Below are 19129 nucleotides of genomic sequence, written 5' to 3'. Positions count from 1 at the left end.
TCGTCATTTCAGGTTCTGGCGCAGCAGCAAGGTGCCGCTGCGCTGGGTGAATTCAAGTTGTTTCAGGGCGCTCATGCCGAGCAGGATCTGCTCGCCGTCCAGGCCCGGCACGACCATCGCGCGCACGTCGTGCAAACGGATGTCGCCCAGTTGCAGGCTGTTCAGGCGGGTACGATAGCCCTCGGCACGCCCATTGGCGGTGCTGACCTGCACCGGGACCCCGCGCTCGAGGTCGAGCTGCCGGGCCACGCGCTCGGGGATCGCCACGTCGGTGGCGCCGGTGTCGAGCATGAAGTGCACGGGCTGTTCGTTGATCGCGCCGTCGACGACGAAGTGGCCCTGGTGATTGCCCACCAGGCGTACCTCGACGAAACCGGGCCCGTGGGCAGAGCGCACCTCGGTGTTGGGGTTGTGCTGCCGCTGTTCCCAGGCGCCGAAGAACCGGGTGGCCAGGAACAGCGCCGCCGCCCAGGCCAGAATCATCAGCACCTTGCCGGCGCGCTTGCCTGGCGCGGTGCTCAAGGCGCGGTGCTCCAGCCGCCCGGGGGCGCGGCGAATCGCCAGACGATGGGCCGGGTTTCCCCGTCGGCACGTCGGGCATTGTTGTTGTCCAGGCCGATCCAGGCACCCTGACGATCGATCACCAGCGCCTCGGCCAGCCCGTAGGGTTCGTCATAGCGCCGGCCTTCGGCCAGCCCGCCTTCGGCGAACGACCAGCAGCGTTCCACTTCACCGCTGTCGGGCGTGCGGCGGCAGAGCCGATAGGCATTGCGCTCGAGGGTGAACAGCTTGCCCTCGAACCAGGCCAGATCGGAAAAATCCCGCGTGATGGGGCGGGTCCGGCCGGTCTGGCGCGGCGGCGCCTCTTTGCCCGCCTCGCTGAACAGCACGCACCCTTCCACGCAGGTCCACACCGCCTGCTGGCGATGCAAGGCCACCAGGCCACGCCGCTCACGTTCGGCAGCCAGCCACAGGCGGTCGCCTGCCGGGTTCACCGTCAGCCCTTCGAACAAGGCGTTGAAGTGCAGCAGCATGCCGCTGGCCCGTGCCTGACGCACCATGGCCGGGTCGATCCGGAGCCATTCCACCTCGCCGGTCGGCGGCACCCGCAGCACGCTGGCCTGGGCTTCGCTGACCACATAGGCATTGCCCTGCCGGTCGCAACTGATGCCCTCGAAGTCCAGTGCCCCACCGCGCAGGTAGGCCGCAGCCCAGGAGCTCGAACGCAGCCCCCAGGGCAAACCGCTGTCTGGCGCCGGGGGTGCCTGGAACGTCCGCGCTTCGGCCTGCCAGGTGTTGGCCTGGGTGTCGAGTCGGTAGATCTGGTCGTCGTCACGGTCCGACACGGCCCACAGCTGGCCCTGGCAGAGGGCCAGGCCGGAGAGGTTGCCGCCACGCATGCCATCGACAGGGTGCTCGGCGACGAAGTCCAGCTCGGGCCACGAGGCCGCCTGCGCGAGGCTCGCGACCGACGCCAGCCCCACCAGCCCCATGATCAGCACGTTACGGATCACACCAGGACCTCGGCCAGGTTGCCTTTGGTCTCCAGCCAGCTCTTGCGATCGCCGGCGCGCTTCTTGGCCAGCAGCATGTCCATGATCTCCCGCGTACCCTGCAGGTCGTCCAGGGTCAGTTGCACGAGGCGGCGGGTGTTCGGGTCCATGGTGGTTTCGCGCAGCTGGGGCGGGTTCATCTCGCCCAGCCCCTTGAAGCGGGTCACCTGGGGTTTGCCGCGCTTCTTCTCGGCCACCAGCCGGTCGAGGATGCCATCGCGCTCGGCCTCGTCCAGGGCGTAGTAGATCTCCTTGCCCAGGTCGATGCGGTACAGCGGCGGCATGGCCACGTAGACATGGCCGGCCTCGACCAGGGGGCGGAAGTGCTGGACGAACAGCGCGCACAGCAGCGTGGCGATGTGCAGCCCGTCGGAGTCGGCGTCGGCGAGGATGCAGACCTTGCCGTAGCGCAGCTGGGTCAGGTCGGCAGCCCCCGGGTCGACCCCGATGGCCACGGCGATGTTGTGCACTTCCTGGCTGGCCAGGACCTCGCCCCCGTCGACTTCCCAGGTGTTGAGGATCTTGCCGCGCAGCGGCAGGATGGCCTGGAATTCCTTGTCACGGGCCTGCTTGGCCGAACCGCCGGCCGAGTCGCCCTCGACCAGGAACAGCTCGGCGCGCATCGGGTCCTGCCCGGCGCAGTCGGCCAGCTTGCCTGGCAGCGCCGGGCCCTGGGTCACGCGCTTGCGCTCGACCTTCTTGCTGGCCTTGAGCCGTCGCCCGGCGTTGCTGATGGCCAGCTCGGCCAGTTGCAGACCCAGCTCGGGGTGGGCATTGAGCCACAGGCTGAACGCGTCCTTGACCACGCCGGAGACGAATGCGGCAGCCTCGCGCGACGACAGGCGCTCCTTGGTCTGGCCGGAGAACTGGGCGTCCTGCATCTTCATCGACAGGACGAAGGCGATACGCTCCCACACGTCTTCAGGCGCCAGCTTGACGCCCCGTGGCAGCAGGTTGCGGAACTCGCAGAACTCGCGCATGGCGTCGAGCAGGCCCTGACGCAGGCCGTTGACGTGGGTCCCGCCCTGGGCGGTGGGGATCAGGTTGACGTAGCTTTCCTGCAGGCTGTCGCCCCCTTCGGGCAGCCACAGCAAGGCCCAGTCCACGGCCTCCTTGTTGCCGGCCAGGCTGCCGCAGAAAGGCTCGTCGGGCAGGCGCTGGAACTCGCTGACCGCATCGACCAGGTAGGAGCGCAGGCCGTCTTCGTAATGCCACTCGACCTTCTCGCCGGTGCCCTTGTCCTCGAAGCCGATCGACAGCCCCGGGCAGAGCACCGCCTTGGCCTTGAGCACGTGCTTCAGACGGCTCACGGAGAACTTGGGCGAGTCGAAGTACTTGGGGTCCGGCGCGAAGTACACGCTGGTGCCGGTGTTGCGCTTGCCGACCGTGCCGACCACCTGCAGCTCGCTGGCCTTGAAACCGTCGGCGAAGCTCATCTGGTATTCGTTGCCGTCGCGCTTGACCCGGACCCGGACCTGGCTGGACAAGGCGTTGACCACCGAGATGCCGACCCCGTGCAGGCCGCCGGAGAACTGGTAGTTCTTGTTGGAGAACTTGCCGCCGGCGTGCAGCTTGGTGAGGATCAGCTCGACCCCGGACACCCCTTCTTCGGGGTGGATGTCCACGGGCATGCCGCGGCCATCGTCGGACACTTCGAGGGAATGGTCGGCGTGCAGGATCACCTGGATCGAGCGGGCGTGACCGGCCAGGGCTTCGTCGACGCTGTTGTCGATGACTTCCTGGGCCAGGTGGTTCGGCCGACTGGTATCGGTGTACATGCCCGGCCGCTTGCGGACCGGATCGAGGCCGGAGAGGACCTCGATGGCGTCTGCGTTGTAGGCGCTAGCGCTGGGATTGGCCATGGATTCTCGTCGTCAGTCTGGTGAATGCAAAAAATCAGAAACTCGAAGCATCGAGCGCTGCGTAGCGCTCCGGTTCGACGCCCGCGAAGGCCAGGACCTGGTCCAGACGCTGGGCGAAGCCTTGGAAACCGTGGTCGCCGCCGACCTCGATGCGCAGGTCGCAGGCCTGGTAATAGCGCTGCGCCTGGCGGTAGTCGAGGGTCTCGTCGCCGGTCTGCAGCCAGACCTGGATGCGTTCGCCGGCCTGTGGCGCAGGCACTTCCAGGTCGGCCAGGGCCTGCACGTGGTCCAGGGTCAGCTCCCAGGTTTCGTCGGTGTAGAGGTTGCGCTGGGTGCCGAGGTAACCGTCGAACAGCCGGTGCGGCGCGACCGCCGGGTTGATCAGCAAGGCCTTGAGGCCATGGCGCTCGGCCAGGTGGGTGGCATAGTAGCCGCCCAGCGAACTGCCCACCAGCAGTGGCTGACCGAGGGCGGCGATGGCGGCTTCGAGCTGGGCGATGGCCTGGCGCGGATGAGGGTGCAGGGCCGGAATGCGCAGCCGCTCGGCCAGACCGAGCTGGCGCATCGCCGTGTCGAGCTGGTGCGCCTTGCGCGACAGCGGCGAGCTGTTGAAACCATGGATGTAGAGGATCGAAGCCGACATGCTGCTCCTGGGGTCTGCGGCGACAGGCCCGTCGAGAGACGGGCGCGGGGACGCGCAGTGTAGCCTGTTCACCCCAGGTTGGCGTAGCGCGAGGGTGTTACATCGTGCTCAATAGCCGGGTCCGTCGAGGTCCAGGGTCACCTCGAAATCCCGCGCCCGCTCGACGCCGGTGTCCAGCCGTCCGTCCGGGTGCAGGTGCAACCAGCGGTAGCCGGGGTGCTCCTCGCTCACCACGAAGTCTTCGCTGGCGGGTGCGAACTGGATGCACGTGGACGGCGAGGCCAGCAGCCGCAGGCCATCCACCTCCCGATCACAGGCCTGGTGCACGTGCCCCCAGAGCAGCGCCCTCACCTGCGGCCGCCCCTGCAGGCGTGCGAACAGCGCCTCAGCGTTGCGCAGGCCGATGGGGGCCATCCAGGCACAGCCGATGTCCACCGGCTGGTGGTGCAGGCAGATCAGGCAGTGCCGCGCGCCTGCACCGTCCAGCGCCGCTTCCAGCACCGCCAGCTGCGCGTCGTCGAGCCAGCCATGGGTGGCACCGCGTACCGTGGACACCAGGGTGACGATGCGCCAGCCGCCCACGTCGGTCACGGCCTGCAGGCGGTCGCTGCCTTCGGTCACGGCCGCCATGGTTTCGAGGCGGTCGTGGTTGCCAGGCAGCCAGCGCGTCCGGGCGGCCAAGGTGGCGGTCGCGTCGTCGAAGGCCTGGTAGGACGCCACGCTGCCGTCCTGGGACAGGTCCCCGGTGCAGAGCAGCACGTCGAGGTCGGGGTGCTCGCGCCGCACCTGCTCGGCCACGTGGCGCAGGCTGTCCCGCGTGTTGACCCCCAGCAGGGTCCCGTCCGGGCTGGCGAACAGGTGGGGATCGGTCAGCTGCACCACGCGTACGGGGGCAGTGTCTTGCGAAGCGTCGAATGGCGACACGGGACCGTCTCCTCACGGCGGGTGGCGAACGAATGATGACAGGTGGCGGGCGCAGGGCGCGGGCCGTGCAGGCTCAGCGCACCGCTTCGAGCTCGTGGCCGCAGGCCAGGCAGTGGCTCAGCCATTCGCCCAGGAACAGGTTGAGCTGGGCCTTTTCGTCGGGCTGATGCATGGCATCGTTGGGGTAAGGGTAGATGCTGCGCAGGCGGCGTGCATGCTCGGCGCTGATGACCTCGGCCATCTGCGCGTCGTGGTAGACCTGCACCTCGAGCTGCGGCACCGGCAGCCAGGGCAGGCTGTGCTCCTGACGCACGCGCAGCGTGGTGGTGTAGGGGCAGGTGAGCACCACGTCGAGCACCAGCACGCCGAGCATCTGGTCGCCCTGGGTCATGCCGATGCGCCGCGAACCCATGCCTTCGCGCATGGTCGGCAGCAGCTGCATCAGCCGCGCATAATTGGCCTCGCAGGCCGCTTGCAGGCCGATCAGATCGACGCGGTAGCGTTCGCGCAGCGGGCTCACGACCACAGCCCCCTGACTTCGTCACGGTTGAGCGCCAGCCATTGCACCGCGATGATGCTGGCGGCGTTGGCGATGCGCCCGTCGCGCACGGCCTGCAGGGCGTCCTCGAACGACCAGACCTTGACGCGGATGTCCTCGCCCTCTTCTTCCAGCCCATGCAGGCCGCCAGCGCCTTCGCTGTCGCAGCGCCCCAGGAACAGGTGCACGAACTCGTCGCTGCCGCCCGGAGACGGGAAGTAACGCGTCATCGGCCACAGCGCGGAGAACGTCAGGCCCGCTTCTTCCTCGGCTTCGCGGTGGGCGACCTCCTCGGGCTGCTCGTCCTTGTCGATCAGGCCGGCCACCAGCTCGATCAGCCAGGGGTTCTGCGTCTTGTCCAAGGCCCCGACGCGGAACTGTTCGATCAGCACCACTTCGTCACGCTGGGGGTCGTAGGGCAGCACGCACACGGCGTCATGGCGCACGAACAGTTCACGACTGATCTCGCGACCCAGGCCGCCGGCAAACAACTCATGGCGCAAGCGCAGCTTGTCCAGCCGGTAGAAGCCCTGATAGCAATTGACCCGCTCGACGATCTCGACCGTCTGGGGCATCGAATTCAACGATTCTGACATGTATGACCTCGTTTACCTCAATTACCGCATCGCGCCATCCTACTCTGCGACTCGACGGGTTTCACCCCTTTCCGCCAATCGCGGCGGCACGCACGACAGCCAGGCGCCGCTCTGTTAGCTTAGTGCCGAACCGAAGGCCGTGCCGACGGTCGAAGGCCGATCTACCTTTGTCTTGCAAGGATCCACATGACGCTGGTCAAACTGACTTCCGTAGCCGTGCTGGCCCTGGCGCTGGGCGCTTGCCAGAGCCTGTTCGAGCCCAACTACCGGGCACCGCTGGAGACCAAGCGCGAGGCGTGGGAGCACGTCAAGCCCGGTTGCAGCGAACGCGACTGCCCGCTGGTGAACATCGACGTGGTGCACTTCCCGACCCTGCCCAAGCTCGATGCCATCGTCGAGCGCCGCCTGCTGCAACTGACCGAAGACAACCAGAACGGCACCGCGCCGGCATCGCTCAAGGCCTACGAGGCGGCCTACCTGGCCAGCGCCGAGAAGCGCAACAGCAGCTACCTGCAGGCCAAGGTACGCGAGCAGCATGACGGGCTGGTGATCATCGAACTGTCCAGCTACCTGGACAGCGGCGGCGCCCACGGCATGCCGGGGCGTGGCTTCATCAACTATTCGCGCAAGCTGGACAAGGTCCTGACCTTGCAGGACATGCTGGTGCCGGGCCAGGAGGCGACCTTCTGGAAGACCGCCGAGGAGTCCCACCGTGCCTGGCTGATCAGCACCGGCATGGACAAGGACCCCGAGTTCGTCAAGACCTGGCCCTTCCGCCAGACCCCGCACATCGCCCTGACCTACGGCGCGGTGATCCTCAAGTACGAAGTCTATGCCATCGCGCCCTACGCCATGGGCCACATCGAGCTGAAGCTTCCCTACCCGCGCCTGAACGGCGTGCTCAAGCCGGAGCTGTTCCCCGGCCGCGGCTGAGGCTCGACAGCCCGTGCAGTGCCCCTGCCACCAGCACGGCTGGCAGGGTGGCGCCCACGTCCGGTGCCAGCTGGGCGAGCAGGTGATAGACCGCCACCCCCGCCAGCCAGGTCCCCAGCGCCCGCCCGTGCAGGCCGCCCACTGCCACCGGTGACCGCCGGCGCCTCACCAGGAAGTGGTCGGTCAGCACCACGCCGAACAACGGCGCGAAGACAGAACCGATCAGCAGCAGGAAATGCTCGTACTGCGCCAGGGGCGCCACGCAGGCGATCAGCGTGCACAGCGCGCCGATCGCCAGTGCCAGGTGCTCGACCTTCAGGCCCAGCAGCAGGCCGCTGGACACCGCTGCCGAGTGGATGTCGGCGAAGGCGTTTTCCGACTCGTCGAGCAGGATCAGCAGCAGCGGGATCCCCAAGCCTGCCCCGGCCAGCGCCAGCAGCAGCGCATTGGCTTGGCCCGCGGTGGCGAACGCCAGGGTGTAGGCCACGCCCAGGCTCATCAGCCAGCCATTGCCGAGCAGATAACCCAGCGCCGTGCCGGCGAAGACCCGGCTGGCTCGCTGGCCGAAGCGCGAATAGTCGGCGATCAGCGGCAGCCACGACAGCGGCATGGCGATGGCGATGTCGATCCCCACTGCCAGCGGCATCGAGCCATCGCCGGCACGCGCCCAGACCGCCGTCAGGTCGGCGCGGGCGAACAGGTTCCAGGTCAGCCACAGGCAGGCGCCCAGCAGCAGCCAGATGCCCCAGGTGCGCAGGATCGTGCGCACGAAGGCCAACGGCCCGCACACCGCCAGCAACGTGGCCAGCGCGCCGAAGCACAGCGTCCAGAGCAAGGGGTTGCTCCAGGCGCTGCCTTCGCCAAAGGCGCGGGCAGCGAGCAGGCTCGCGGCATCGCGCATGACGATCAGCTCGAACGCGCCCCAGCCGATCAGTTGCAGCAGGTTCAACAGCGCGGGCAACCTGACGCCGTGACGGCCCAGGCTCAGGCGCAGGGAGGCCATCGCCGACAGGCCGGTGTCGGTCCCGACGACGCCAGCGGCCGCCAGCAGCAGCACGCCCACGACGGTGCCGACGACGATGGCCAGCAAGGCGCCGGCCAGGCCCAGGCCCGGCGCCAGCAAGGCGCCGACCTGCAGCACCATCAGGCCGGTGCCGAGGGAAAACCACAGGGCGAACAGGTCACGGGCGCCGAACGGGCGTCGGTCCAACGGAACGGGACGATCAGGGGAAAACGGACTGGGCGTGGTCACGGTGCAGGCTCACTTCGAGAGATGAGCGCGGGCCCGTCGAGGGGCCCGCGATGGGGAGTGGCGCGCCCGCCCTGAGAGCGTGACGGGCGCGAGTGGCGGCCGTCAGACCTTCTGGTACAGCTGGCTGCCGGTCTGGCGGAAGCGCTCGGCCTGTTCGCGCAGGCCCTCCTCGACCGCCACGTCGACGGTCTCGATGCGCTGGTTGGCGGCGTACTCGCGCACCTCCTGGGTGATCTTCATCGAGCAGAACTTCGGCCCGCACATCGAGCAGAAGTGCGCGACCTTGGCCGACTCCTTGGGCAGGGTTTCGTCATGGAAGGCGCGGGCGGTGTCCGGGTCCAGGCCGAGGTTGAACTGGTCCTCCCAGCGGAACTCGAAACGCGCCTTGGACAGGGCGTTGTCGCGGATCTGCGCCCCCGGATGCCCCTTGGCCAGGTCGGCGGCGTGGGCCGCGATCTTGTAGGTGATGATGCCGGTCTTGACGTCGTCCTTGTTCGGCAGGCCCAGGTGCTCCTTGGGCGTGACGTAGCAGAGCATGGCGCAGCCGAACCAGCCGATCATCGCCGCGCCGATGCCGGAGGTGATGTGGTCGTAGCCCGGCGCGATGTCGGTGGTCAGCGGCCCCAGGGTGTAGAACGGCGCCTCGTCGCAGCATTCGAGCTGCTTGTCCATGTTCTCCTTGATCAGCTGCATCGGCACATGGCCAGGGCCTTCGATCATGCACTGCACGTCGTGCTTCCAGGCGATCTTGGTCAGCTCGCCGAGGGTTTCCAGCTCACCGAACTGGGCCTCGTCGTTGGCGTCGGCGATCGAGCCGGGGCGCAGGCCATCGCCCAGCGAGAAGCTGACGTCGTAGGCCTTCATGATTTCGCAGATGTCCTCGAAGTGGGTATAGAGGAAGTTCTCCTGATGATGGGCCAGGCACCACTTGGCCATGATCGAACCGCCGCGGCTGACGATGCCGGTGACCCGCTTGGCGGTCAGCGGCACGTAGCGCAGCAGCACGCCGGCATGAATGGTGAAGTAGTCCACGCCCTGCTCGGCCTGCTCGATCAACGTGTCGCGGAACAGCTCCCAGGTCAGGTCCTCGGCCACGCCGTTGACCTTTTCCAGGGCCTGGTAGATCGGCACGGTGCCGATCGGTACCGGCGAGTTGCGGATGATCCACTCGCGGGTCTCGTGGATGTGCTTGCCGGTGGACAGGTCCATCACCGTGTCCGAGCCCCAGCGGATGCCCCAGGTGAGCTTGGCCACCTCCTCCTCGATGGACGAGCCCAGGGCGCTGTTGCCGATGTTGCCGTTGATCTTCACCAGGAAGTTGCGGCCGATGATCATTGGCTCCAGCTCGGTGTGGTTGATGTTGGCCGGGATGATCGCCCGCCCCCGGGCGATCTCCTCGCGCACGAACTCGGCGGTGATGGCCTTGGGAATGCTGGCGCCGAAACTGTGCCCGGCGTGCTGCTGCGACAGCAGGCCTGCGGCGTGGGCCTCCTGCAGCTTCATGTTCTCGCGCAGGGCGACGTATTCCATCTCGGCGGTGATGATGCCCTGGCGGGCGTAGTGCATCTGGCTGACGTTCGCGCCGGCCTTGGCCCGCCGGGGCTGGCGCACGTGGGCGAAGCGCAGCCGGGCCAGGTCATCGTCCGCCAGGCGTTGCTGGCCGAAGTCCGAACTCAGCCCCGCCAGGCGCTCGGTGTCGCCACGCGCCTCGATCCAGGCCGAGCGCACATCGGCCAGGCCGCGCCGCACATCGATGGTCACCTCGGGGTCGGTGTACGGGCCGGAGGTGTCGTAGACCAGCACCGGTGCGTTGGCCTCGCCGCCGAAGTCGGTCGGCGTGTCGTCCAGGCTGATCTCGCGCATGGGCACGCGGATGTCCGGGCGCGAGCCCTGGACGTAGACCTTGCGCGAACGGGTGAAGGGCTGCACGGACTGCTGGTCGACGCGTGCCGATTCGCTGAGGTTGATCGCTTTTTCTTGTCTGCTCATCAAAGGCTCCCGGACATGTTCCTGGCGGATGGATGTCGGGGGAAGAACCTGAGCGGACGCGGACGCACCCCTGGGGGCGCTGTGCCGATACGTGACGTGCCGAGGCTCGAACGAGCCGCTGGGACATCCCGGACCTGGCACAAGAGATTCGCCGGGATGGCGAGAAATCTTGTTCCCTACGCAGGCGCTAACCTGATCAGGTTCAACGGGATCCGGAACTCTCCGATCTCAGCCTCCGATTCGAGGCACCCCGACAAGAACACGCGCAGTCTAGACTGCACAGGCCGACAACGCCAGGCGCACGCCATGGGGAATGATCGGCGGCGCGGATGGTCGATTGTTGCCGAGTGCGCGCCCCACTACACTGGCGCTCACGCCAATACCGCCCACCCAGAAACCGCCACCGTTCAAGGACTGCCCTATGCTGCGCAAACTTTCACTGGCCATTGCCGTGTCCTGTGCATCCCCTGCAATGGCCTGGGCAGCACCGGCGTCCATGACGGTGAAGACCGACCTGATCAGCGTGTACCAGGAGGCCGTGCTCAACAACGCCGACCTGGCGGCCGCACGGGCCGACTATGGCGCGCGGCGCGAGGTGGTGCCCCAGGCCCGTGCCGGGCTGTTGCCCAACCTCTCGGGCGGCGCCGAGGTGCTGAGCACGCGGACCAAGGTGGACCAGCCGGCCTACATCGCCAACCGCAGCGGCAACACCTGGAGCGCGACCCTCTCGCAGCCGATCTTCCGCGCCGACCGCTGGTTCCAGCTGCAGGCCGCCGAAGCGGTCAACGAGCAGGCGGCGCTGGAGCTGTCGGCCACCGAGCAGAACCTGATCCTGCAGACCGCCGAGCGCTACTTCGCCGTGCTGCGCGCCCAGGACAACCTGGCCTCGACCAAGGCCGAGGAAGCGGCGTTCAAGCGCCAGCTGGACCAGTCCAACGGCCGCTTCGACGTGGGCCTGACGGACAAGACCGACGTGCTGCAGGCCCAGGCCAGCTACGACACGGCGCGCGCCAACCGGATCCTGGCCGAGCGCCAGGTGCAGGATGCCTTCCAGGCCCTGGTGACCTTGACCAACCGGGACTACCTGGCGCTGCAAGGGGTGGTGCACAGCCTGCCGGTGAGCGTACCGACCCCCAACGATGCCCAGGCCTGGGTCGATACCGCCGCACGGCAGAACCTCACCCTGCTGGCGACCAACCATGCGGTCGACGCCGCCGAGGAGACCGTGCGCCAGCGCAAGGCCGGGCATGCCCCGACCGTGGATGCGGTGGCGCGTTACCAGAAGGGCGACAACGACAACCTGGGCTTCAGCAACCCCTCGCCCCTGCCGGGCGTGACCTACGGGGGTGACGTCGAACAGACCAGCATCGGGCTGCAACTGAACATCCCGATCTACAGCGGCGGCCTGACCAGCTCGCAGGTGCGCGAGGCCTACCAGCGTCTGGTGCAGGCCGAGCAACAACGCGAAAGCCAGCGCCGCCAGGTGGTGGAGAACACCCGCAACCTGCACCGTGCGGTCAACACCGACGTCGAGCAGGTCAAGGCCCGCAAGCAGTCGATCATCTCCAACCAGAGCGCCGTGGAAGCGACCGAAATCGGCTACCAGGTCGGCACGCGCAACATCGTCGACGTGCTCGACGCCCAGCGCCAGCTGTACGCCTCGGTACGCGACTACAACAACAGCCGCTACGACTACATCCTCGACAACCTGCGCCTGAAGCAGGCGGCCGGCACCTTGAGCCCGCAGGACCTGCAAGCGCTCGGCGGCTTCCTCAAGCCCGACTACAACCCCGACCGCGACTTCCTGCCGCCGGACCTGGCGGCTGCGGCGGCCGAGAACTTCAAGCGCAAGCCGTGAGGGGGTGCGACAGCGTTTACGCGGGCGGGGCGTGGGGTTTGTCGAGGTCTGAGGCTTATCCCAGGGCGGGTACGCCAGCATTCCGCCAAGGGGCGTACGACGTGGGGGCGGAATGTCGTGGTTTCCTGTGCAGGCGCCTGTTTTCTACTTGATTCACCCCAGCGCTACCCGCCTCATGGCTTGCGCAGCATGTCCACGGCAAACCCACCCAGCACCCCACCACTGACCCAACGCTGCGCCCGCAGGGCACGGGGCCGACTGCGCAGGAACTGGCTGACGCGAGCCGCCGCCAGCACGATCAGGCCATTGACCGTCACCGCGATAGCGATCTGCACCAGCCCCAACTGCAGGAACTGTTGCAAGGTAGCGCCCGCCGTGGGGTCGATGAACTGCGGGATCAACGCCGAATACATGAGCGCGATCTTGGGGTTGAGCAGGTTGGTCAGCAATCCCATGGAGAACAACCGGCGTGGCGAATGCGGCGGCAGATCACGGGTCTCGAACGGCGACACGCCACCAGGCTTGAGCAGGTTCCAGGCCAGGTACCCCAGATAGAGCGCCCCCGCGACCCTGACCACGTCATAGGCCATCGGCACAGCCTTGAACAACGCAGCCAGGCCCAGGGCCGAGGCCAGCAGGTAGACGACGAAACCCAGGGCGACACCGGCCAGGGAAATCATCCCGGCGATACGGCCCTGGGACAGGGTGCGTGAGACAAGGTAGGCCATGTTCGGGCCGGGGGTGAGGACCATGCCCAGGGCGATGAGGGTCAGGCCGATGAGCGCTTCGAGACTGATCATTGGACGTCCTTTCAAATGATGGGCGCTACATTACACGCTCACGGCCATCTGATTTCCACGAACGCGCCGTGGTCGTCTGGGCGGTTGATGACGTGAACATTCATTCGATCACGAGCGTAGCGCATTTTGCTCGATCAGCTTGCCAACCCCCTCCAGCAACCGCCCCAACGCCCCCTGATTCGCCCGCATCACCGCCCTGCCCGCTTCGCCGCTGCGACGCGCCTCCTGCGGCAGCTCGATCAGTTGACGCACTGCCTCGCCCAGCCCTTCGGCATCGTCCACCTGCCGCAGGGCACCGGCCTCGCGCAGCAGGGCGCTGATGTCGAGGAAGTTGAACACGTGCGGCCCCATGATCACCGGCAGCGACAGCGCCGCCGGCTCCAGGGGATTGTGCCCGCCGGTAGCGACCAGGCTGCCGCCGACGAAGGCGATGTCGGCCAGGGCGTAGAGGAACAGCAGTTCGCCCATGGTATCGCCGAGCATCACCTGGGTATCGGCCTGTACGACCTCGCCGGACGAACGCCGCATGGTGGTGAAGCGCTCGGCGCACAGCGCATGCACTGCCGCGAACCGTTCGGGGTGGCGCGGTACCAGGATCAGCAAGGCGTCGCTGTGCAGCGCCAGCACCTGGCGATGGGCATCGAGGATCAGTGCGTCTTCGCCTTCATGGGTGCTGGCGGCGATCCAGACGGGCCGCGCGGTGGCGCCCCACTGCGCGCGCAGCGCCTGGGCACGGGGGACGAGCGCGGGGTCGACGGTGAGGTCGAACTTGATCGAGCCGGTGACCTGGACGCACTCGGGACGGGCGCCCAGCTGGCGGAAGCGCTCGGCTTCGGTTTCGGTCTGCACCGCGATCAGGCTCATCTGCGCGAGCATGGGCCGGGTCAGGCCGGCGAAGCGTCCGTAGCCACGGGCGGAGCGCTCGGACAGCCGGGCGTTGGCCAGGGCCACGGGAATGCCGCGCCGGTGGCACTGGTCGATCAGGTTGGGCCAGAGCTCGGTCTCCATGACGATGCCCACGCGTGGCTTGAGGTGGTCGAGGAAGCGGCCGACGGCCCAGGGCAGGTCGTAGGGCAGGTAGCAGTGCTGCACCCGAGGCTCGTCGGCGAACAGGGCGCGGATGCGCTCCGAGCCGGTCGGGGTCATGCAGGTCACGACCACGGGCAGGTCCGGGTAGGCCTTGAGCAAGGCGCGGACCATGGGCGCGGCGGCGATGCTCTCGCCGACCGACACGGCATGCACCCACAGGCCACCCTGACGCAGCGGCGGCAGGCCACAGGCGAAGCGCTCGCCCAGGCGCTGGCGGTAGGCAGGCGCCTTGCGCCCGCGCAGGAACAGGCGCAGCGCGATCAGCGGCAAGCCCAGGTGGAAGAGCACGGTGTAGAGGGTTCTGTTCATGGCGCGAGAGTGTACTAGGCTCTTCTGCCCTCGCCCATATGCGTCGAAGCGAGACGGGAGGCGCGGTGACGTCGGCGCCCGCCGCTGTGCGCGACTGACCAGGCCTGACCTCGCAGGGCCTGCCTAGCCAATGGCCTGCAAGTGTACCGCGAATCGCTCGGCCAGCCAGTGCGCGGCAGGCCCCAGGGGTTCGTCGCGGCGCCAGGCCAGTTCCACCACCAGCGCCGGGGGGCGCCAGTCGCTGGCTAGTTCGACCATGTGCGCCTGGTAGGTCGGGTACTGCACCACGTGCCGTGGCAGCCAAGCCCAGCCCAGGCCGCGCATCAGCAGCTCGGCCAGGGCGTAGAAGCTGTCGGCGCGCCAGACGTGCGGGCTGATCGCCTCGCCACCGGGGGCTTCGCTCTGCTGGGCCGTGATCAGCAGTTGCCGGTGGCGAGCGAGGGATTGCCGGGTGACACGTGGCTCGTTGGCCAGGGGATGGCCGACGGCGCACACGGTGACCATGTCCACGCTGCCCAGCGAGCGCCGTTCCAGCGCCTCGGGGATGCGCGCGTGCTGGAAGAACAGCCCCAGGTCGGCCCGCCGCTCCAGCAGCTTGCGGGCGACGTCGCCGTGGGCGCCACTGGCCAGCTGCACCTCGAGGAAGGGATAGTGATTGGCCAACTCGTCGAGGCCATCGATGACCGGCTGATAAGGCATCGCCTCGTCGTGCGCCACGCGCAGCAGCGCTTCCTGACCACGCATCAGGGCCCGCGCGCGGCCGTCGAGGCGCTCGCCCTGGCGCAGCAGCTCCCGGGCATCGTTCAACAGCGCCGCCCCCGCTTCGGTCAGGTGCGGCTGGCGGCCGCTGCTGCGCTCGAAGAGGGTCACGCCCAGGTCGGTCTCGAGGGCGGCGATGGCCGTGCTGACGGCCGACTGGGCCTTGCGCAGCGCGCGGGCCGCCGCGGAGAACGAACGCGCATCGGCCACGTGGACGAACAGGCGCAGGTGATCCAGGTTCCAGCGTGGGGTCATCGACCTATCTCGTTTGTGGATAGGCAATGACTTTATCCCATCTGGGCAGGTCGTAGAATGACGCCATCCAAGGAGAACCGTCATGAATGCCTACCTCTGTCTGGCCATCGCCATCTGCGCCGAAGTCGTCGCCACCGCCTCCATGAAGGCCGTCAAAGGGCTGAGCACGCCGCTGCCGCTGCTGTTGATGATCGGCGGCTACGCCATCGCCTTCTGGATGCTGACGCTGGTGGTGCGCAGCATCCCGGTGGGCATCGCCTATGCCCTCTGGTCCGGGCTGGGGATCGTGCTGATCAGCGTGGCCGCCTGGCTAATCTACGGACAAAAGCTCGACCTGCCGGCAATGCTCGGCATGGCCATGATCGTCGGCGGCGTGGTGGTGATCCAGCTGTTCTCGCACAGCAGCGGCCACTGACCGGCCACCAACCCGGCAGGCCGCACGACGGCACAGCCTGTATACTGCGGGCCTGTCCCAGTTCTCGAGGTACCCGCATGCCATCTGCCATGTCCACTGACGTCCTGATCGTCGGTGCCGGAGTCGCCGGGCTCTGGCTCACTGCGCGCCTGCGCCAGCAGGGCTATTCGACGGTGCTGGTGGAGCGGGCCAGCCTGGGCGGCGGGCAGACCCTGAAGTCTCAAGGGATCATCCACGGCGGGGCCAAGTACGCCCTGCATGGCGCGCTGACCGGGGCCTCCGAGGCGATCGCCGACATGCCGCGGCGCTGGCGCGAGGCCCTGGCCGGCCAGGGCGAGCTGGACCTGCGCGACACGCGCCTGCTGTCCGAGGCGCACTACCTCTGGTCGCCCGGCACCCTGGCCGGCAACCTGACCAGCTTCTTCGCCAGCAAGGCGGTGCGCGGGCGGGTCGATCAGGTCAAGGGCGACCAACTGCCCCCGGCGTTGCAGGATCCCCGGTTCAAGGGCAAGGTCTATCGCCTCGCCGAGCTGGTGGTCGATGTGCCCAGCCTGCTGGCGAACCTGATGCGTCTGGCCGGTGACAGCCTGCTGGCAGGCGAACGGATCACGCCGCTGCACGAGGACGGCCAGCTGGTCGGACTGAACGTCGATGACCGCCAGATCCGTGCACAGCGCATCATCCTCAGCGCCGGCGCGGGCACCGAGCAATTGCTGCGCGACCTGGGCATCGAGCAACCGGCCATGCAGCGGCGCCCGCTGCACATGGTGCTGGTCAAGGGGCCAACGCTGAAGCCGCTGTACGCCCACTGCCTGGGCGGCGGGCCCAAGCCACGGGTCACGGTCACCAGCCACCCGGCCGCCGACGGCCAGTGGGTCTGGTACCTGGGCGGCGACTTGGCCGAGGCCGACGGGGTCGCACGTGACCCGGCCGCGCAGATCGCCGCAGCGCAAAAGGAACTGGGCCAATTGCTGCCGTGGATCGACCAGGCGCCCCTGCAGTGGGCGACGCTGCGGGTCGACCGCGCCGAGCCTGCGCAGTCCGGGCTGGTACGTCCGGACAACGCGTTTCTCGCCGAACAGCAGCGTCTGCTGGTGGGCTGGCCGACCAAGCTGGCCCTGGCGCCCGACTTCGCCGACCGCGTCCTGGCGGCGCTTGCCCGCGATGGCATCCGCCCCCAGGCCACGCCGGACCTGCATGACCTGCCACGTCCGACGCTGGGCGTGCCGGTCTGGGAGCAACTGCTGCCATGAGCCTACCGACACTGCACGCCCATCACCGCCCACTGGGCAGCACCGGCCTGATGGTCTCGCCCTTGGGGCTGGGCACGGTCAAGCTGGGGCGCGATCAGGGCGTCAAATACCCGTCCGGCTTCACCATCCCGGACGATGACGCTGCCCGCCTGCTGCTCGGCCAGGCACGCGACCTGGGGCTGAACCTGCTCGACACGGCGCCGGCCTATGGCGTCAGCGAAACGCGCCTAGGGCCCCTGTTGCGGGGCCAGCGTGATCACTGGGTCATCGTCAGCAAGGTCGGCGAGGAGTTCGAGCAGGGCCAGTCACGCTTCGACTTCAGCGCCGCGCACACCCGTCGCTCGGTCGAGCGCAGCCTGCAGCGACTGGAGACCGATCGCCTCGAACTGGTGCTGGTGCATTCCGACGGCAATGACCTGGACATCCTGGCCCATGAAGAGGTCTACGCCACCCTGGCCGCGCTCAAGCGCGAGGGCAAGATCCTCGGCTACGGGTTTTCCGGCAAGACCGTCGAGGGCGGGCTCAAGGCGCTCGAGGCAGGGGATTGCGCCATGGTCACCTACAACCTGAACGAGCAAGCGGAGCGCCCGGTCCTGGACTACGCTGCCGAACACGGCAAGGCGATCCTGGTGAAGAAGGCCTTGGCCAGCGGCCACGTCTGCCTGGCACCGGGCGTCGACCCGGTGCGCGCCAGTTTCGAGCTGTTGTTCGCCCACCCTGGCGTGAGCAGTGCTATCGTCGGCACCATCAACCCGGTGCACCTGGCCCACAACGTGGCGACCGTGGCCCGTCTGCTGGACCAGCCCTGAGCCGCCTGCGCGGCCGCCCGACACGAGGAGCCGCCCTGTGGCACGCACGCTGATCCGCAGCAACCCGCACACCTTCAAGACCCTGCCGGTGCACGTCGAGGCGACCGCGCAGGGGCTGACCTACCAGGCCGTGGGTCGGCCGCAGAACTTCGCCCAGACGCAACAACGGCGCAAACCCATCCAGTTGGCCGACACGGAGCAGTTCGCGGTGGAGCTGGCCAACCTCGGGGTGTCGGTGCGCCTTACCCTGAACTGGCAGCACCAGGACTACTGGGTGCTGGTGCGCCAGCGCCGCCAGGACCGGGGCGACGTGGTGCTCAAGCTGATCTCCGGCTATGTGCCGGCGCACGAGCTGAGCCTGCCCTTGCACACCGCCGTGCAGGAAGTCGCCGAAGAATGCCTGTTCGAGACGCCGGAAGGCTGGCTGAGCGGCCGCTTCAACGACACCTGGTTGCCCGCGCCCTACGCCGCCGCGCTGCACTACCGCGAATCCCCACCGTTCCTGCTGACTCCGGCCTCGGGCGCGGCCAGGCCGGTGCACTGCGCCAGCCAGGTGCTGCAGGAGCGGCCGCGGGCCTACGTGCACTTGCCGACCGCCTCGCTGCAACTGGTGTACGACATGCGCCTGCAGGTGCCGCGCGAGGCCAAGTCGCTAAGCCTGTTCCACGTCGACGAGCGCCTGGAAGACGGGCACCTGGTCACCCGACTCAACCGCAAGCGTCCGGACTTCTACCTCATGCCTCTGGAGGACGGCCGTCCGCGCCCGGAGCTGTACACGCTGCGCAAGGACCAGCTGGTGCGCACCAGCACCCGGCGGGTCTACCTGGCCGAAAGCTTCGCGCCGCAAGACGGCTGGGTGGTGCGCGACGAGCGGATTCGCTGGAAGGACTGGTTGCGCCAGCAAGGCCTGGAGGCACCGCGCGACACGGGCGGCCTGGGCACGCTCACGCGCAAGGCGCGCGGGCTGGTCAGCCGGGTGCGCAGTGCGTTGCGGCCCTGAAGACAATATCCTTCAGTGTCTTTGCAAAAGGCGTCAATTTTGTGGTGTGCAGGTGGGCCCTGGCGGGCCCAATCGCGGCACAGGGGCCGCTCCTACAGGGGACCGCGACTGCCTGTACCACTGCGGCGGGTGTGAGCGCCCCTGCGCCGTGATTGGGCCCGCAGGGCCCCCATCTGCACTGGGCAGACACCCTAAATCTCCCATATGGAACCGCGATGGCCTGCAACGGTGCGGGGCGACGGCAGGGAAGCACCGCTCTGTCAGGTCAGCGACGTAGTCCACACCGTGTCAG

General features: G+C 68.1%; 19 protein-coding genes and 1 riboswitch. Of the genes, 6 read left to right on the top strand and 13 right to left on the bottom strand.

Going from position 1 to position 19129, the window contains the following annotated elements:
* Nucleotides 1-3 precede the first annotated feature (3 nt).
* The 7 genes from G7Z99_RS13380 to G7Z99_RS13350 all read right to left on the bottom strand — a co-directional run bounded on the left by G7Z99_RS13380 (nt 4) and on the right by G7Z99_RS13350 (nt 6116).
* Nucleotides 4-522 carry a retropepsin-like aspartic protease family protein gene (locus tag G7Z99_RS13380; protein WP_181094548.1) on the bottom strand — a complete coding sequence of 173 codons (519 nt, stop codon included), beginning with the start codon at nt 520-522 and terminating at the stop codon, nt 4-6.
* Nucleotides 519-1514, bottom strand: a complete 996-nt coding sequence (locus tag G7Z99_RS13375; RefSeq protein WP_181094546.1) for an esterase-like activity of phytase family protein — start codon at nt 1512-1514, stop codon at nt 519-521. Before G7Z99_RS13375 ends, G7Z99_RS13380 begins: the two co-directional genes overlap by 4 nt.
* A complete protein-coding gene (gene parE / locus G7Z99_RS13370) occupies nt 1511-3415 on the bottom strand; it encodes a DNA topoisomerase IV subunit B (RefSeq protein ID WP_181094544.1) in 1905 nt (634 codons plus the stop codon). The genes G7Z99_RS13375 and parE overlap by 4 nt, the downstream gene beginning before the upstream one ends.
* Nucleotides 3416-3449: 34 nt before the next feature.
* On the bottom strand, nt 3450-4058 hold the full coding sequence (locus G7Z99_RS13365) for a YqiA/YcfP family alpha/beta fold hydrolase (protein ID WP_181094542.1): 609 nt from the start codon (nt 4056-4058) through the stop codon (nt 3450-3452).
* Between the two features lie 108 nt (nt 4059-4166).
* On the bottom strand, nt 4167-4982 hold the full coding sequence (gene cpdA / locus G7Z99_RS13360; RefSeq protein ID WP_181094540.1) for a 3',5'-cyclic-AMP phosphodiesterase: 816 nt from the start codon (nt 4980-4982) through the stop codon (nt 4167-4169).
* A 73-nt stretch (nt 4983-5055) separates the two neighbouring features.
* Entirely contained in the window at nt 5056-5508 is a 453-nt protein-coding gene (locus tag G7Z99_RS13355) for a DUF1249 domain-containing protein (protein ID WP_181094538.1), read from the bottom strand.
* Entirely contained in the window at nt 5499-6116 is a 618-nt protein-coding gene (locus G7Z99_RS13350) for an NUDIX domain-containing protein (protein ID WP_181094536.1), read from the bottom strand. The genes G7Z99_RS13355 and G7Z99_RS13350 overlap by 10 nt, the downstream gene beginning before the upstream one ends.
* 186 nt (nt 6117-6302) lie before the next feature.
* Here G7Z99_RS13350 and G7Z99_RS13345 point away from each other — a divergent pair, with 186 nt between their 5' ends.
* Nucleotides 6303-7049 (top strand): RsiV family protein, encoded by a 747-nt coding sequence (locus G7Z99_RS13345; protein WP_181094534.1) that lies wholly within the window; start codon nt 6303-6305, stop codon nt 7047-7049.
* Here the strand turns inward: G7Z99_RS13345 and cytX are convergent.
* The 3 genes from cytX to G7Z99_RS13330 form a co-directional block, all read right to left on the bottom strand.
* Entirely contained in the window at nt 7018-8301 is a 1284-nt protein-coding gene (cytX, locus tag G7Z99_RS13340) for a putative hydroxymethylpyrimidine transporter CytX (RefSeq protein ID WP_181094532.1), read from the bottom strand. The two genes, G7Z99_RS13345 and cytX, sit on opposite strands and share 32 nt — an antisense overlap.
* A gap of 102 nt (nt 8302-8403) precedes the next feature.
* Complete coding sequence (thiC, locus tag G7Z99_RS13335; RefSeq protein WP_181094530.1) at nt 8404-10290, bottom strand: phosphomethylpyrimidine synthase ThiC; 1887 nt, start codon at nt 10288-10290, stop codon at nt 8404-8406.
* Nucleotides 10291-10446: 156 nt separating this feature from the next.
* A riboswitch (TPP riboswitch) is annotated at nt 10447-10553 on the bottom strand.
* 7 nt (nt 10554-10560) lie between these two features.
* The gene (locus G7Z99_RS13330; protein WP_181094528.1) at nt 10561-10737 is read right to left on the bottom strand and encodes a hypothetical protein; all 177 of its coding nucleotides are present in this window, start codon (nt 10735-10737) and stop codon (nt 10561-10563) included.
* Between G7Z99_RS13330 and G7Z99_RS13325 the strand changes: the two genes are divergently transcribed.
* A complete protein-coding gene (locus tag G7Z99_RS13325) occupies nt 10712-12148 on the top strand; it encodes a TolC family outer membrane protein (RefSeq protein ID WP_181094526.1) in 1437 nt (478 codons plus the stop codon). The genes G7Z99_RS13330 and G7Z99_RS13325 overlap by 26 nt on opposite strands.
* A gap of 173 nt (nt 12149-12321) precedes the next feature.
* Here the strand turns inward: G7Z99_RS13325 and G7Z99_RS13320 are convergent, their stop codons facing one another.
* From G7Z99_RS13320 to G7Z99_RS13310, 3 genes are all read right to left on the bottom strand, one after another.
* Nucleotides 12322-12948: a LysE family translocator gene (locus tag G7Z99_RS13320; protein WP_181094524.1), complete on the bottom strand. Its 627-nt coding sequence runs from the start codon at nt 12946-12948 to the stop codon at nt 12322-12324.
* Nucleotides 12949-13056: 108 nt separating this feature from the next.
* A complete protein-coding gene (waaA, locus tag G7Z99_RS13315; protein ID WP_181094523.1) occupies nt 13057-14346 on the bottom strand; it encodes a lipid IV(A) 3-deoxy-D-manno-octulosonic acid transferase in 1290 nt (429 codons plus the stop codon).
* 123 nt (nt 14347-14469) lie between these two features.
* Entirely contained in the window at nt 14470-15360 is an 891-nt protein-coding gene (locus G7Z99_RS13310) for a LysR family transcriptional regulator (protein WP_181094521.1), read from the bottom strand.
* 82 nt (nt 15361-15442) lie between these two features.
* Here G7Z99_RS13310 and G7Z99_RS13305 point away from each other — a divergent pair, with 82 nt between their 5' ends.
* The 4 genes from G7Z99_RS13305 to G7Z99_RS13290 all read left to right on the top strand — a co-directional run bounded on the left by G7Z99_RS13305 (nt 15443) and on the right by G7Z99_RS13290 (nt 18837).
* Nucleotides 15443-15775 (top strand): DMT family transporter, encoded by a 333-nt coding sequence (locus G7Z99_RS13305; protein ID WP_181094519.1) that lies wholly within the window; start codon nt 15443-15445, stop codon nt 15773-15775.
* Between the two features lie 77 nt (nt 15776-15852).
* Entirely contained in the window at nt 15853-17028 is a 1176-nt protein-coding gene (locus tag G7Z99_RS13300; RefSeq protein WP_181094517.1) for an NAD(P)/FAD-dependent oxidoreductase, read from the top strand.
* A complete protein-coding gene (locus G7Z99_RS13295) occupies nt 17025-17837 on the top strand; it encodes an aldo/keto reductase (protein ID WP_181094515.1) in 813 nt (270 codons plus the stop codon). Before G7Z99_RS13300 ends, G7Z99_RS13295 begins: the two co-directional genes overlap by 4 nt.
* A 37-nt stretch (nt 17838-17874) precedes the next feature.
* Nucleotides 17875-18837 carry a metal ABC transporter ATPase gene (locus tag G7Z99_RS13290; protein ID WP_181094513.1) on the top strand — a complete coding sequence of 321 codons (963 nt, stop codon included), beginning with the start codon at nt 17875-17877 and terminating at the stop codon, nt 18835-18837.
* Nucleotides 18838-19129: the final 292 nt, after the last annotated feature.

Source organism: Pseudomonas entomophila, assembly GCF_013523165.1.
Taxonomy (GTDB): Bacteria; Pseudomonadota; Gammaproteobacteria; order Pseudomonadales; family Pseudomonadaceae; genus Aquipseudomonas; species Aquipseudomonas entomophila_A.
Note: the sequence above shows the minus strand (reverse complement) of the source record. Positions and strands in the feature narration are given on the sequence as shown.